Genomic DNA, 13,724 nt, shown 5'->3' on the forward strand with positions numbered 1-13,724 from the left:
GCCCCATCGCGCGCCGATAGAATCCCGCCGATGCGAGCCCTGACCTGGCTGTTCCGAGCCTTCCTCTTCTTCGTCCTGTTCGCCTTCGCGCTCAACAACCAGCACGAGGTGGACCTGAAATGGTTCTTCGGCCACGAGACGCGGGCCCCGATGGTGCTCGTCGTGCTGGCCGCTTTCGTGCTGGGCTGCGTGTTCGGTGTTTTGGCAATGGTGCCGAGCTGGTGGCGCCAGCGCCGGGCGGCACGTGCCCCCCGTCCTATGGCCGCCGAGCCGCCCCCCTCGCCCGCACCCGCGCCGTCCGCCACGGCCGAGGGCCTGGCGCTGAGCCATCCGCCGCGCGATGGAGTTTGATTTCCAGTGGCTGCTGCTGGGCCTGCCCCTGGCCTTCGGCCTGGGCTGGTGGGCCTCGCGCCTGGACCTGCGTCAGTGGCGCCGAGAACAGCAGTCCTCGCCCAAGGCCTATTTCAAGGGGCTCAACCTGCTGCTCAACGAGCAGCAGGACAAGGCCATCGATGCCTTCATCGAGGCCGTGCAGCATGACCCGGACACCTCCGACCTGCATTTCGCCCTGGGCAACCTCTTCCGCCGCCGCGGGGAGTACGAGCGGGCCGTGCGCGTGCACGAACACCTGCTCAGCCGCGGCGACCTGCCCCGTGCCGAGCGCGAGCGCGCCCAGCACGCCCTGGCGCAGGACTTCCTGAAGGCCGGGCTGTTCGACCGGGCCGAGGCGGCCTACCGGGCGCTCGAATCCACCGCCTTCGCCACCGAAGCCCGGTTGGCCCTGCTGACGCTGTACGAACGCTCGCGCGACTGGCCGGCGGCCATCGAGACGGCCGGCAAGCTCGAGGCGGCCGGAGCGGGCTCCTTTGCTGAGCGCATCGCCCACTACCATTGCGAGCTGGCCCACGAAGCCGATGCGCGCGGGGACACCGCCGCCGCCGAGCAGGCCCTGGTGCGGGCTCGTCAGGCCGCTGCACAGGCCGCCCGGCCGATCGTCATGCAAGGTCAACGGCTGGCCCGCCAGGGCCGGCACGACGAGGCCCTGGCCACCTGGGGGGAGCTGATGGCGGTGCAGCCGGCCCGCTTCGCGCTGGTGGCCCAGGCCTATGCGACCAGCGCCCAGGCCGCCGGTCAGGCTGCGCAGGCCCTGGAGCGATTGCAGGCGCTGTATGCCCAGCAACCCGGCACGGAACTGCTGCGTGCCCTGCTGCAGCTCGACGCCGACCCTGCGGCGCGGCGCCGGCGGCTCGCCGACCACCTGGAGCGTCAGGCCTCGGTGAGCGCGGTGGTCGGCCTGCTCGACGAATGCCTGCATCAGCACGAGGTGCTGAGCCGGCAGGAACTGCAGTCGGTGCACCAGGTGCTGGCGGCCGCAGCCCGTCCGCTGCAGCGCTACCGCTGCGCCGCCTGCGGCTTCGAGGCCCAGCACTACTTCTGGCAATGCCCGGGCTGCCAGAACTGGGACAGCTACCCGCCGCGCCACGTGGACGAGCTATGAGTGACGCCTTTCGCCCCGCCCCGAGCGAATCGGACCGCGTGGTCCTGTGCATGAAGTGGGGCACGAAGTACGGCCCTGAGTACGTCAACCGCCTCTACGGCATGGTACGCCGCCACCTGAGCGGGGACTTCCGCTTCGTCTGCCTCACCGACGACACCCGGGGTCTGCGGGCCGAGGTGGAATGCCACCCCATCCCGGACCTTGCGCTGCCCGAAGGCATCCCCGAACGCGGCTGGAAGAAGCTCACGACCTTCGAACCCGACCTGCACGGCCTGAAGGGCACGGCCTTGTTCCTGGACGTCGATGTCGTGATCGTGGGCTCGCTCGACGCTTTCTTCGAGCATCCGGGCGAATTCCTGATCATCCACGACTGGAAGCGCCCCTGGCGCATCACCGGGAATTCCTCGGTCTACCGCTTCCGCCTCGGCCGGCTGGGAGGGGTGCTGTCCCACTTCCGGGCCCACCAGGCGGAGATCCGCCGGCGCTACCGCAACGAGCAGGCCTATCTCTCGGCCTACCTGCACGAGCGTGGCCTGCTGGCCTACTGGCCGAGCGAGTGGTGTGCGAGCTACAAATACCATTGCCTGCCGCCGTGGCCCGGCAACTACTGGCGCGAGCCGCGTGCTCCGGCCAACGCGCGGGTGCTGGTGTTCCACGGCACGATCAACCCGCCCGACGCCGTCGTGGGCACCCCTTGGCGCTGGCGCCGCTACGCCCGCCCCGCGCCCTGGGTGGCCGAGCACTGGCGGGAGTGACCACCCCCTTGCCCTGTCTGCCATGAACCAACCGACCGTCTTCGTCCACACCAACGACCAGCAGATGCTCGGCGCCCTGCTGGCGGCGCATTCCTTTCGATCGCGCAGCGCAAGTCCCGAGCGTTTCGAGGTGAAACTGCTGCGCCTGGAGGAAACGCCTCACCTCCATCGGCGCGAGGGTCAGCGCTATCTGAGGATGGGGAAGATGGCCGTCTGGCACAACGACGACCTGCAGTCGTTCAGCCCGCTGCGACGCCTGGTGCCCCAACTGATGGGGTACCAGGGGCGGGCGCTGGTCACCGACCCTGACGTGTTCTCCGCTGGCGGAGACGTCTATGAACTGCTCACCTGTGACATGCAGGGCAAGGCTGTCATGTGCCGCAATCTGCCCGCCAGTCAGGGTGGAGGGCCGGGGAAATGGGCGACCAGCGTCATGCTGCTCGACTGTGCCAAATTGACCGACTGGCGCTGGGACGAGGAGATCGACGCGATGTTCGGCGGCCGCCTCGACTACAAGCCCTGGATCCAGCTCGCCCACCAGGACCCCTCCACGATCGGTGAACTGCCCGAGGAGTGGAACTCCTTCGACAAGCTGACCCCGCACACGCGCCTGTTGCACATGACGGAGCGGTTGACGCAGCCCTGGAAGACCGGCCTGCCGGTGGACTTCAACACGAACTTCCAGGGACTGGCCGGCCGGCTGCGCCGCTGGCTCCGCGACCGGGGGCTTTTGCGTCCGCGCCGCCGCTACCTGCCCCACCCCGATCCCCATCAGGAAGCCTTCTTTTTCGATCTGCTCAGGGAAGGTCTGGAAAAGGGCGTGCTCACCGAGGATTTCCTGCGCCAGGCCGTGGCGTCGCAGGACGTGCGGCCGGATGTCTTCGAGCGGCTCGGGCGTGCAGGGTACCGGGGATGTCCCCGCTGAACGAGCCGCCGGCACAGGCCCGGCCTTTGTACCTCGTTCGCAGCAGCCTCCAGCTTCTGCTGGCTTCGGCTCTGGCCGAGCAGGCACGGTGCGATGACCAGGCACGGTCCTGCCTGCTGTTCCTGCCCGATCTGCAGGATCCCGCGCTCTTCGGGCAGGCCCTGCAAGCCTGGTCACAGACCCCCTTCGAGCAGACGATCACGCTGGAGCCCCGCCATGTCCCCGGCGGGCCGACACGCCGTCGGGCTTGGCGCGACCTGGATGCTGAACTGGCACAGGCCGTGCAGCGCTGGCAGCCGACCTCCGTGACCGTCTTCAACGACCGCCAGGACGCCGGGCAGCGTGTGCTCATCGAAGCGGCCGGCAGTTTCCCGGCCGCCAGACGCGTGTGCGCCGAGGACGGCGCGCAGGCCTACACCGGCTATGTGTATCGCCGGCTGGGCATGGTGACGCGGTGGCGGCAGAAGCTGCGCATGGGGCCGCAATGGTGTGACGTGCGGGTGCTGGGCACCCACCCCCTGGTGCAGGAGTTCCTGGCCTTGCACCCCGACCTGCTTCGGCCCGAATTGCGCACCCGAGCCGTACGACCTTTCCCCGCCGCAGGGCTCGGCGCGCCCTGCCTGCGTCATCTGGCCCAGGACTTCTGCAGGCGGTTGGACTGGGATCCGGCCGCACTGGACGATTGCGGAGCCCTGCTGACGCTCAATCACTCGACCTATGCCCAGCGCAACCCGCACTATGTGGAACTGGTGCAAGGCTGTGTCCAGGCGTTGTGCAACGCCGGCATCGGCTTCGCCTACAAGTACCACCCTCGTGAGACGCAGGCTGATTACCTGGGCCTCGCCCGTTCGCCCGGCACCCGGGAAGTGCCTCGCGTGCTGCCGGTGGAGATGGCCTACCTGCTGTGCCGTGGCCACCGCCTGCTGGTGATCGCCGGCATGAGCACGAGCCTGCTGACGGCTGCCTTGCTGCTGCCTTCCGCACGGACGGTGGCACTGGTCCATACCAGCCGTCACGGCGACCAATGGGACGCCCGCCTGCTGCAGGCGCTGAACATCCACGCCGTCAGCGACGCCGACGGCGTGGCCCGCTGGCTGACCCGGACCCCGGATCGCTGACCATTGCCCCCCCTTGGAGGGAAGGCAAAAGCGCCGCCTCCTGCCTAGACTTCAACGCGCACGCCGGCCCAGACCGGCTGCGTCAACAAGCATCCAGGAGGACTTCATGCGCACATGCTGGACAGGCGCCCTGGTGGCGCTGTGGCTGCTCCTGCTTTCCCCCGTGGCCCAGGCCGTGGGCGACGTCAACCGGGTCGATGCCACCCGGTTGCAGTTGGTCAAGGGCATCGGGCCGAAGATGGCCGAGCGCATCGTCACGGAACGGCGCCGTTCGCCGTTTCGCGACTGGGACGACTTCATCGACCGCATGCCCGGTGTGGGCGAGCGCACGGCCCGCAGCTTTTCGGCCCAGGGACTGACGGTCAATGGTGTGAGCCTGGCGCAGCATCAGGCCACTGGGCGCAGCCTCAACCCGCCGGCGCGTTAGCCCGGTCCATCGGCCGGCTTCAGGCCACGGCCCTCGGAGACTGTGCGTCCGACAGCCCAAGGAAATGCTCGACCTCGGTGCGGCGGGCCAGCGTGTCCTGGCGGCCCAGCTCCATCAGCGCGTGCACATAGCCGGGCTCGAACAGCAGGTAGCTGGCCAATGCCGCACCCTCGCCGGAAGCCTGCCGCTCACTGCTCACGCCCAGCGCGCGCAACAGTGCACGGATCGTGGAGGGCAGTTCTCCGACATGGCGGGCGGCCAGATCGTCCAGGCGCTGACTCGGGGCAATCACCAGCAGGTCCAGCGGGCGCAGGCTGGTGCGATCCCGAGCCTCCGGGCCCAGCAGCGACAGCGTGTGGTTGATCCGCCGCGCACGTTCCACGTCCACTGCCAGCGCATCGAGGAAGATGTTCGACAGCGCATGGCCGGCGATCTGGGCGAGCGACGGGTAGCTGCCCGAGACGGCACGCGGGCCCGGCGGCTCCTGCAGGCGACCCGCACCGATCACGAGGATGCGCTGCGCCCCGAGGTGCACGGCCGGCGAGATCGGTGCGGTCTGGCGCATCGAGCCGTCGCCGAAATATTCCTGCTGCCCCTGCACCTGCAGCGGCACGGCGGGAAACACGAAGGGAATGGCCGCCGAGGCGAGCAGGTGCTCGTGGGTGAGGCGGGTGCGCTCGGCCAGGCGCTGTGACCGGGACCAGGGCTCGGTCGGGCTGAGCGCCTGGTAGAAGGTGACATGCTGGCCCGAGGAATAGCTCGAAGCCGTCACGGCCAGGGCCTGCAGGTGGTGATGGCGCAAGGCCCAGTCGATGCGGCGCAGGTCCAGCGTGCGATGCAGCAGTTCGGCCAGCGGGCGGTTGTCCAGCAACGAGCGGGGGCGGTGGCGCCACCAGCGGGCCAGCAGCCAGCCCAGCGAGAGCAGGGTCAGCCAGCGCGCCCCGCTGCGGATGACGCCCAGGGAATCGGCCCGGTAGATGTGCTCGACCCGCAGGCCCGACCACATCGCCGCCAGTTCTTCGGCCGCCGCGACGAAATCCGCGGCCCCGCAGGCCAGCGCGGCACCGTTGATCGCGCCGGCCGAGGTGCCGACCAGCACGGGAAACGGATTGCCGCGGGGAGCCCGGTGTTCGCGCAGCAGGCCTGCCATGGCTTGGAGCACGCCGACCTGATAGGCCGCTCGGGCACCGCCGCCCATCAGCACCAGGCCGGCCAGGGACGCTTGACTCATGCGCCGCAGTGTAGGGCGGCCCCACCGGGGCGTGCAGGCCGCGGCCGGCGGCCGGTGCCGGGCACTTGACTTCGAAGACGGGGCTCAGTCGCGGCCGCGGCCGGGGTGGTCGGGCCGCCCGTGGCCGCCCTTGTGCTTCTTCTTCTCTTCCCAGTAGCGGCGCTCGCGGTCCTCGTCATATTTGACGAAGTAAACCGGCGTGCTGCAGGCGTTGTACTTGTGGCAGTGCTTGCCCCAGTCCTTCGCATGCCCGGGCGGCACGCGCATATAGACGGGCCGCTGATGCACCACCACGGCCGGCGGGGCGATGATGACCGGCTGCGGATAGATCACCGCCGGCGGCGGGGCATGGCCGATGTCGATGCGGCCATAAAAGCCCGGCTCGTGGATGCTGACCGACACCCCCACACTGGTGTTGGCTGCAGCCAAGACGGGCGCAGCGGCGAAGACGGCGGCCACCAGGCCATGACGAGCTTTCATGAGGAACGACTCCTTGGAGCCTGGGGCCGAACCGGCCGGACGGCTCCTTTGTGGTTCATGGGCCCTCATGCTAGCGAGAAATCGGCCCAGAAAATGGGAAGAATCGCCAGATGTCCGTCAATTTCTGACAGAGTGAGGCCGAACCTGTGGCGTCCGGCCCTCAAAGCACAACGATTCGCAACGATTCGTTACAAATGTAGGCGTTTCTTCGTTGGACGCTCATTCGTAGACGATGCTGGCCTGCCCCTCATGGGCGCCGCGGCGCCAGTGGTCCAGGGCCTCGTCGCTGGGGTAGAAACGCGCGGCTTCGCCGAGGTCGACCTCGCCATAGGCTTGAGGCCGGTGCACGGCCAGGCGCACGCCCAGGCCCTGCAGGAGCTCGCCGTGCTCGGTGAGCACGCGCCGCGGCGGGTAGGCCTGCAGCAGCTCGCGCACCGGCAGGGCCTGGCCGTTGACGGCCACGCGCAGGTAGCGGCCGAAGCGGCAGCGTGCGGCCGCCAGATCCCAGACCTGCTGCACGTTCAGGCGCAGCCCGCCTGAGAACCGGTCGGGCTGGACCTTGCCCTGCACGATGAGCAGTTCGTCGTCCTTCAACCAGTCGCGATGGGCCTCCAGCAGATCTTCGTTGGCCACGGCCTCGATGACGTCCGTCTTGTCGTCGAGCTTGAAGATGGCCACGCGGCCGCGCTGGCCGTTGACCACGCGCAGCTCGCTGACGATGCCCGCGAGCAGTTGCGGTTCGCGGCTGTCGACCAGGTCGGCGACACGCAGCCGCACGAAGCGGCGCACTTCGGGGGCGTATTCGTCGAAGAGATGGCCCGAGAGGTAAAAGCCGATGGCCGGCTTTTCGTGCATCAGGCGGGCCTTGATGCTCCAGGGCTCGGCGGCCACGAGGTCGGGTTCCTGGGTGGACGAACCATGGGTGTCGCCGAAGTCGAACAGGCCGCCCTGATCGGCATGCGCCGCCTGGGTGTCGGCGTATTCGAAGCCCAGCGAGACGCTGGCCAGCAGGGCGGCACGGTTGGGCTCCAGAGCATCGAAGGCGCCCGCCTTGATGAGCGCCTCGACCACACGCTTGTTGATGCGCGAGCGGTCCACGCGAGCGCAGAAGTCGAAGAAGCTCTTGAAGCGCCCGCCCGCCTCGCGCGCCTGCACGATGGCCTCGATCGCGCCCTGGCCGGTGCCCTTGATGGCGCCCAGGCCGTAGCGCACGGTACGCTCGCCGGTAGGCTCGAAGCGGTAGGTGCCGGTGTTGACGTCGGGCCGCTCGAAGGTGATGCCGAAGTTTTGCACCGCGTCGTCGAAGAAGATCTTGAGCTTGTCGGTGTCGTCGATGGACACGCTCATGTTGGCGGCGAAGAACTCGGCCGGGTAGTGCACCTTCAGCCAGGCCGTGTGGTAGGCCAGCAGGGCATAAGCCGCGGCATGCGACTTGTTGAAGCCATAGCCTGCGAATTTCTCCATCAGGTCGAAGATCTCGTTGGCCTTGGCCGCATCGATGCCGTTCTTCGCCGCGCCCTCGGCAAAGATGACGCGATGCTTGGCCATCTCCTCGGGCTTTTTCTTGCCCATGGCGCGGCGCAGCAGGTCGGCACCGCCGAGCGAGTAGCCGCCGACGATCTGGGCCACCTGCATCACCTGCTCCTGGTAGACCATGATGCCGTAGGTCTCCTTGAGCACGCCCTCCATCAGCGGATGGGGATATTCCACCGGCTCGCGCCCGTGCTTGCGGGCGCAAAAGGAGGGAATCAGGTCCATCGGCCCGGGACGGTACAGCGCCACCAGCGCGATGATGTCCTCGAAGACGCTGGGCTTGGCGTCGCGCAGCATGCCCTGCATGCCACGCGATTCCAACTGGAACACCGCCACCGTCTTGCCTTCGGAGAGCAGCTCGTAAGCCGCCTTGTCGTCCAGCGGGATCTTGGCGAAGTCGAAGTCCTTCTGGTCGGGATGGCGCGCGACGATGAATTCCTTGGCCATCTCCAGGATGGTGAGCGTGGCCAGGCCCAGGAAGTCGAACTTGACCAGGCCGATGGCCTCGACATCGTCCTTGTCGTACTGCGAGACGGCCGCGTCGCTGCCGGGCTGCATGTACAGCGGGCAGAAGTCGGTGATCTTGCCAGGGGCGATCAGCACGCCGCCGGCATGCATGCCGATGTTGCGCACCAGGCCTTCGACCCGTTCGGCCAGGGCCAGCAGCTCGGCCACTTCTTCTTCGTTCTTCTCGCGCTCCTCGATCTCGGGCGCCTCCTTGCGGGCATAGATCAGGCCCGGGTCGGGTGTGTCGCCGGGGCGCTTGAGCGTGACCGTCTTGCCCGGCGGCGCCGGCACGAGCTTGGCGATGCCGTCCACATGGCCATAGCCCATGCCCAGCACGCGGCCCACGTCGCGCAGCGCGGCCTTGGCAGCCATGGTGCCGAAGGTGGCGATCTGCGACACCGCCTCGCGGCCGTAGCGCTCCTTCACGTAGTCGATGACACGGTCGCGGTTGGCCTGGCAGAAGTCGATGTCGAAGTCGGGCATCGACACGCGCTCGGGGTTCAGGAAGCGTTCGAACAGCAGGTTGTAGCGCAGCGGGTCGAGGTCGGTGATTCTCAGCGCATAGGCCACGAGCGAACCCGCCCCCGAGCCGCGGCCCGGGCCCACCGGGCAGCCGTGGCTCTTGGCCCAGTTGATGAAATCGGCCACGATGAGGAAGTAACCCGGAAAGCCCATCTTCAGGATCGTGTCGATCTCGAAGTCGAGCCGTTGCACGTAGGCGGGGCGTTGCCGCTCGCGTTCGGCCGTCTCGGGGTAGAGGTGGGCCAGCCGCTCGTCCAGCCCCTGGAGCGAGACTTGGCGGAAGTACTGCTCCATCGTCAGCCCCTGGGGAATCGGGAAGTTGGGCAATTGCGGCTTGCCCAGCACCAGGCTCAAGTTGCAGCGCTTGGCGATTTCGACCGAGTTAGCCAGGGCCGAGGGAATGTCGGCGAACAAGGCCTCCATCTCGGCCTGGGTCTTGAAGTACTGCTCGCGCGTGAAGCGCTTGATGCGCCGCGGGTTGGTCAGGGTCTCGCCTTCGGCGATGCACACGCGCGCCTCGTGGGCTTCGAAATCCTCCGGGGTCTGGAACTGCACCGGGTGCGTGGCCACCACCGGCAGGCCCAGTTCGGCTGCCAGGGGCACCGCCGCGCGCACATGGGCCTCGTGGCTGGGCAGGCCGGCGCGCTGCAGTTCGAGGTAGAAGCGCTCGGGGAACAACGCGGCCAAGCGCTGCGCGGCCGCTTTCGCCCGCGGCCGGTCGCCGGCCAGCAGGGCCTGGCCGACCAGGCCTTGGTCGGCGCCCGACAGCACGATGAGGCCTTCGCCCAGGGACTCGAGCCACTCCCAGCGCAGCCAGGCCTGGGCGCGCTGCACATTGCGGGTCCAGCCGCGTGCGAGCAGCTCGCACAGGTTAAGGTAGCCCTGGCGGTTCTGGATCAGCAGCAGCAGGCGGCTGGGCTGGCGGTCGCTGCCGGCACCCGGTGGCGGCTCCATCCAGACATCGGCCCCGATCAGGGGCTTGACCCCCGCATCGCGTGCAGCCTTGTAGAACTTGATCGCGCCAAACAGATTGGACAGATCGGTGATTGCCAGGGCAGCCTGACCATCGGCCGCGGCCGCCTGGACCATGTCGTCGACCCGCAAGGTGCCATCGACGACGGAGTATTCGGTGTGGGTGCGCAGGTGGATGAAGGCCATGCGGGTCATTTTAGGCAGCCGAGTGCCCACCCTGCGGCGCTGTGAGTGCCGGCCCAGAACGTGTCAGCGGGTCGCTGAGGCGGCACTCCGTGACGGCGGGCACCTGCAGGCAAGCACCCGCTCACTCAGGACTTGAGCACGGCCAGCACGTCCGAACGGAACTCGCGCTGGTACAAGACCCAGATCACGCCGGCGGTGAGCACCGCGAACACCAACGGCGAGAAGAACCAGCCGATCAGCGCGAAGGCCATGTAGTAGGCACGCAGGCCATCGTTGAAGGTCTCGGCCGCCAGACCCACGACACGACCGGCGCGATCGGCAAACTCTTCGCGCGAGGCTTCCCCCCTGTCGAACACACGGTAGTCCGGCGCCGACGCGATCATCAGCGCCCCGAAGGTGTACTGCCGCAGCGACCAGGTGAAGCGGAAAAAGGCGAACACGAAGACGCCTGTGAGCACCAGCACCTTGAGGTCGAACACCAGCACCGAGGTGCGCGCCGCAAAGGGGATCTCGGCCACGAGCTCGGTGGCCTTCTCGCTGGTGCCCAGCACGGCCAGCAAGCCGCCGATGATCAGGATGGTGGTGGACGCGAAGAAGGACGGGCTGCTCGACAGGCTCTGGATCACGATGCCGTCGATCACGCGCACGTCGCGATGGGTGGTCTGCAGCATCCACTGCCGGCGCAGCCGGTTGGTCACGCCCAGCACGGTCATCTCGGTCTGGCCGCGGTGACGGGCGAACAAAGCGTAGGCCACCCAGGCCGCAAAGAACCAGCCCAGGGCCAGCCAGTCGGTCCAGGGCAGCAGGGTGATGATTTCGACGGCAGCGTTCATGGACCGCACTGTAGCCAAGGGCACGACGGCGTCACGGCGCCAGGTCGAACACCAGCACCTCGGCATCGCGACCCTGCTCAAGCACCAGCCGGTCCTCCTCGACCAGCTTGGCGGCATCCCCGGCATGCAGCGTGTGGCCGTTGACGTGCAGTTCTCCGCGCGCCAGGTGCACGTAGGTCAGGCGCCGGCGGTCCAGCGCGAGTTCGGCACGCTCGGCGCCATCGAACAGGCCCACGTACATCGACGCATCGGCGTTGAGCTTCACCGACCCCTCGCGCGCATCGGGCGAGGCTGCCAAGCGCAGGCGGCCGCGTTTGTCCTCAGCCGGGAACATCTTTTGCTCGTAGCTCGGCTCGAGGCCACGCTCGTCGGGCAGGATCCAGATCTGCAGGAAGTGCGTGGTGGTTGCCGGCGCGTGGTTGTACTCGCTGTGCAGGATGCCGCGGCCGGCGCTCATGCGCTGCACCTCACCGGGGCGGATGAACGCCCCGTTGCCGATGCTGTCGCGGTGCGCGAGCTCGCCTTCGAGCACGTAGGAGATGATCTCCATGTCGCGGTGCCCGTGCGTGCCGAAGCCCGTGCCCGGCGCGATGCGGTCCTCGTTGATCACGCGCAGGTTGCCAAAGCCCATGTGGGCCGGGTCATGGTAGTCGGCAAACGAAAAGCTGTGGTAGCTGTTGAGCCAGCCGTGGTCGGCATGGCCCCGTTCGGCGGATCTGCGCAGGGTGAACATGAGAGCCTCTATTCCTGTCGGTTCGTGCCTCTCCATTGTGGGAACAGGACCGGGCCGATCAGCCCTGCGGCCTTGATGGCATCATTCGAAGCATTTGAACCCGCCGATGAGCGACCGCCGCAACGCCCTCACCCCGGAAGCGCTGACCATGATCGACGTGATCGCGCGCAGCGGCAGCTTTGCCGCGGCTGCGCGGGAACTCGGCAAGGTGCCCTCGGCGCTGACCTACAGCGTGCGCCAGCTCGAGCAGGCGCTGGACGTGCTGCTCTTCGACCGCCGCTCACGCCAGGCCCAGCTCACCGCCGCCGGCCAGGAGCTGCTCGCCGAAGGGCGGCGGCTGCTGCAGGCCATGGACGCGGTGGCCCACCGCGTACGCCGCGTGGCCTCGGGCTGGGAGACCCAGCTGAGCATTGCGGTGGACAGCATCCTGTCCAGCCTGACGGTCTTCGAGCTGTGCGAGGCCTTCTATGCGCTCAACCCGCCCGCAGGCCCGGGCCCCCGGCTGCGCCTGCGCAGCGAGGTGCTGGCCGGCACCTGGGAAGCCCTGGTCCACGGCCAGGCCGACCTCGCGCTGGGCGTGACGGGCGAGCCCCCGCCGATCACGGGCATCGCCGTGCTGCCGCTGGGCCATCTGGACATGGACTTCGTCGTGGCCCCGCACCACCCCCTGGCGCGCGAGGCCGAACCGATCGCTGACGCCCTGCTGGAACGCCACCGCGCCGTGGCCGTGGCGGACACGGCCCAGCGCCTGGCCGCGATGACGCTCAACCTGCTGCCCGGCCAGGACGTGCTCACCGTGCCCAGCGTGCCGGCCAAGCTCGAGGCCATCCTGCGCGGGCTGGGCTGCGGCTTCCTGCCGCGCGGCCTGGTGCGCGCGCATGTCGAGGTCGGCCGCCTGGTGGCCAAGGCCGTCGCGCGTCCGCGCCAGCCCGCGCCGATGTACTACGCCTGGCGCTGCCCGCCGGGCAACGGTTCCGACCCCTCCAACCGTCAGGGCCTCGGCCTGGGGCTGCGATGGTGGCTGGAGCAACTCGACCGGCCGGCCACGCGCACCGCCTTGCTGGAGCGCCACAGCCGCGGGCCTGCGCTCGCATGAGCGCCCCCTATGTCGGGCGCTTCGCGCCCTCGCCCACCGGCCCCTTGCATGCCGGCTCGTTGGTGGCCGCCTTGGCGAGCTGGCTCGACGCCCGTGCCCACGGCGGGCGCTGGCTCGTGCGCATCGAGGACGTGGACACGCCTCGCTGCGTGCCCGGCGCCGACCGGTTCATCCTCGAACAGCTCGCCCGCTGCGGCCTGGTGCCCGATGAGCCGCCGGTGTGGCAATCGCAACGCCAGGCCCTTTACGAGCGGGCCCTCGATCGGCTGAAAGCCGCTGGCTGGGCCTACCCCTGCGGCTGCAGCCGCAAGGACATCGAACGCGCCCTGGCAGCGCAGGGCGTCGTGCACGCACGCCACGGCGAGCGCGTCTACCCGGGCACCTGTCGCACCGGCCTGGCCGGCAAGCCGGCGCGCGCCTGGCGGTTGCGCACGACGCACGCCGACGGCCTTGCGGTGGCGATCGACTGGACCGACCGCCGGCTGGGCCCCCAGCACCAGGACCTGAGCACCGCCGTGGGCGACTTCGTGCTGCGGCGCGCCGACGGCCTGTGGGCCTACCAGCTCGCCGTCGTGGTGGACGACGGCGAGCAGGGCATCACCCACATCGTGCGCGGCGAGGACTTGGCCGACAACACGGCCCGCCAGATCCACCTGCAGCGCCTGCTAGGGCTGCCCACCCCGCGCTATCTGCACACACCGCTGGTGCTGGGGCCCGGCGGCGAAAAGCTCTCGAAACAGACCGGCGCACCAGCACTGGACACGCGCGACCCGCTGGCCGCAGTGCGTACGGCCGCCTCAGTGCTGGGCCTGGCCGCCCCAGGGCAGGACCTGGGCGGCCTGCTGGCGGCCCTGGTGGCCGCCTGGCGTGCGCGCTGGCTGTGACACACTGCGGCGCAGGAGACACCC

The 13,724-nt window shown here is 68.9% G+C and carries 13 protein-coding genes; 8 read left to right on the top strand and 5 right to left on the bottom strand.

What is annotated here, in order from left to right:
* Window positions 1–30: 30 nt before the first annotated feature.
* The 6 genes from AC1ECW_RS09145 (at window position 31) to AC1ECW_RS09170 (ending at window position 4,723) form a co-directional block, all read left to right on the top strand.
* The gene (locus tag AC1ECW_RS09145) at window positions 31–351 is read left to right on the top strand and encodes a lipopolysaccharide assembly protein LapA domain-containing protein (protein ID WP_409704800.1); all 321 of its coding nucleotides are present in this window, start codon (window positions 31–33) and stop codon (window positions 349–351) included.
* Window positions 341–1,498 (top strand): lipopolysaccharide assembly protein LapB, encoded by a 1,158-nt coding sequence (lapB, locus tag AC1ECW_RS09150; RefSeq protein ID WP_409704802.1) that lies wholly within the window; start codon window positions 341–343, stop codon window positions 1,496–1,498. Before AC1ECW_RS09145 ends, lapB begins: the two co-directional genes overlap by 11 nt.
* Window positions 1,495–2,253 (top strand): glycosyltransferase, encoded by a 759-nt coding sequence (locus AC1ECW_RS09155; protein WP_409704804.1) that lies wholly within the window; start codon window positions 1,495–1,497, stop codon window positions 2,251–2,253. Before lapB ends, AC1ECW_RS09155 begins: the two co-directional genes overlap by 4 nt.
* 64 nt (window positions 2,254–2,317) lie before the next feature.
* Window positions 2,318–3,178, top strand: a complete 861-nt coding sequence (locus AC1ECW_RS09160) for a hypothetical protein (protein ID WP_409704806.1) — start codon at window positions 2,318–2,320, stop codon at window positions 3,176–3,178.
* A complete protein-coding gene (locus tag AC1ECW_RS09165) occupies window positions 3,166–4,296 on the top strand; it encodes a hypothetical protein (RefSeq protein ID WP_409704808.1) in 1,131 nt (376 codons plus the stop codon). Before AC1ECW_RS09160 ends, AC1ECW_RS09165 begins: the two co-directional genes overlap by 13 nt.
* A 106-nt stretch (window positions 4,297–4,402) precedes the next feature.
* Window positions 4,403–4,723: a ComEA family DNA-binding protein gene (locus AC1ECW_RS09170; protein ID WP_409704810.1), complete on the top strand. Its 321-nt coding sequence runs from the start codon at window positions 4,403–4,405 to the stop codon at window positions 4,721–4,723.
* A 19-nt stretch (window positions 4,724–4,742) separates the two neighbouring features.
* Here the strand turns inward: AC1ECW_RS09170 and AC1ECW_RS09175 are convergent, their stop codons facing one another.
* The 5 genes from AC1ECW_RS09175 to AC1ECW_RS09195 form a co-directional block, all read right to left on the bottom strand.
* Window positions 4,743–5,954, bottom strand: coding sequence for a patatin-like phospholipase family protein (locus tag AC1ECW_RS09175; protein ID WP_409704812.1), 1,212 nt, complete (start codon window positions 5,952–5,954; stop codon window positions 4,743–4,745).
* 84 nt (window positions 5,955–6,038) lie between these two features.
* Window positions 6,039–6,434 carry a hypothetical protein gene (locus tag AC1ECW_RS09180; RefSeq protein WP_409704814.1) on the bottom strand — a complete coding sequence of 132 codons (396 nt, stop codon included), beginning with the start codon at window positions 6,432–6,434 and terminating at the stop codon, window positions 6,039–6,041.
* Between the two features lie 219 nt (window positions 6,435–6,653).
* Entirely contained in the window at window positions 6,654–10,154 is a 3,501-nt protein-coding gene (gene dnaE / locus AC1ECW_RS09185; RefSeq protein ID WP_481201690.1) for a DNA polymerase III subunit alpha, read from the bottom strand.
* Between the two features lie 125 nt (window positions 10,155–10,279).
* Entirely contained in the window at window positions 10,280–10,987 is a 708-nt protein-coding gene (locus AC1ECW_RS09190) for a DUF599 domain-containing protein (RefSeq protein WP_409704818.1), read from the bottom strand.
* Window positions 10,988–11,018: 31 nt separating this feature from the next.
* Entirely contained in the window at window positions 11,019–11,720 is a 702-nt protein-coding gene (locus AC1ECW_RS09195) for a pirin family protein (RefSeq protein WP_409704820.1), read from the bottom strand.
* A gap of 106 nt (window positions 11,721–11,826) precedes the next feature.
* On the opposite strand from AC1ECW_RS09195, the gene AC1ECW_RS09200 reads away from it, so the two are divergent.
* Window positions 11,827–12,816, top strand: a complete 990-nt coding sequence (locus AC1ECW_RS09200; RefSeq protein WP_409704822.1) for a LysR substrate-binding domain-containing protein — start codon at window positions 11,827–11,829, stop codon at window positions 12,814–12,816.
* On the top strand, window positions 12,813–13,700 hold the full coding sequence (gene gluQRS / locus AC1ECW_RS09205; RefSeq protein WP_409704824.1) for a tRNA glutamyl-Q(34) synthetase GluQRS: 888 nt from the start codon (window positions 12,813–12,815) through the stop codon (window positions 13,698–13,700). Before AC1ECW_RS09200 ends, gluQRS begins: the two co-directional genes overlap by 4 nt.
* Window positions 13,701–13,724: the final 24 nt, after the last annotated feature.

Source organism: Caldimonas hydrothermalis (assembly GCF_056746695.1).

Excerpts from the sequence above, each read along its gene's own strand:
- AC1ECW_RS09145 (WP_409704800.1), top strand. The coding sequence starts at position 31 with ATGCGAGCCCTGACCTGGCTGTTCCGAGCCTTCCTCTTCTTCGTCCTG.
- lapB (WP_409704802.1), top strand. The coding sequence starts at position 341 with ATGGAGTTTGATTTCCAGTGGCTGCTGCTGGGCCTGCCCCTGGCCTTC.
- AC1ECW_RS09155 (WP_409704804.1), top strand. The coding sequence starts at position 1,495 with ATGAGTGACGCCTTTCGCCCCGCCCCGAGCGAATCGGACCGCGTGGTC.
- AC1ECW_RS09160 (WP_409704806.1), top strand. The coding sequence starts at position 2,318 with ATGCTCGGCGCCCTGCTGGCGGCGCATTCCTTTCGATCGCGCAGCGCA.
- AC1ECW_RS09165 (WP_409704808.1), top strand. The coding sequence starts at position 3,166 with ATGTCCCCGCTGAACGAGCCGCCGGCACAGGCCCGGCCTTTGTACCTC.
- AC1ECW_RS09170 (WP_409704810.1), top strand. The coding sequence starts at position 4,403 with ATGCGCACATGCTGGACAGGCGCCCTGGTGGCGCTGTGGCTGCTCCTG.
- AC1ECW_RS09175 (WP_409704812.1), bottom strand. The coding sequence starts at position 5,954 with ATGAGTCAAGCGTCCCTGGCCGGCCTGGTGCTGATGGGCGGCGGTGCC.
- AC1ECW_RS09180 (WP_409704814.1), bottom strand. The coding sequence starts at position 6,434 with ATGAAAGCTCGTCATGGCCTGGTGGCCGCCGTCTTCGCCGCTGCGCCC.
- dnaE (WP_481201690.1), bottom strand. The coding sequence starts at position 10,154 with ATGGCCTTCATCCACCTGCGCACCCACACCGAATACTCCGTCGTCGAT.
- AC1ECW_RS09190 (WP_409704818.1), bottom strand. The coding sequence starts at position 10,987 with ATGAACGCTGCCGTCGAAATCATCACCCTGCTGCCCTGGACCGACTGG.
- AC1ECW_RS09195 (WP_409704820.1), bottom strand. The coding sequence starts at position 11,720 with ATGTTCACCCTGCGCAGATCCGCCGAACGGGGCCATGCCGACCACGGC.
- AC1ECW_RS09200 (WP_409704822.1), top strand. The coding sequence starts at position 11,827 with ATGAGCGACCGCCGCAACGCCCTCACCCCGGAAGCGCTGACCATGATC.
- gluQRS (WP_409704824.1), top strand. The coding sequence starts at position 12,813 with ATGAGCGCCCCCTATGTCGGGCGCTTCGCGCCCTCGCCCACCGGCCCC.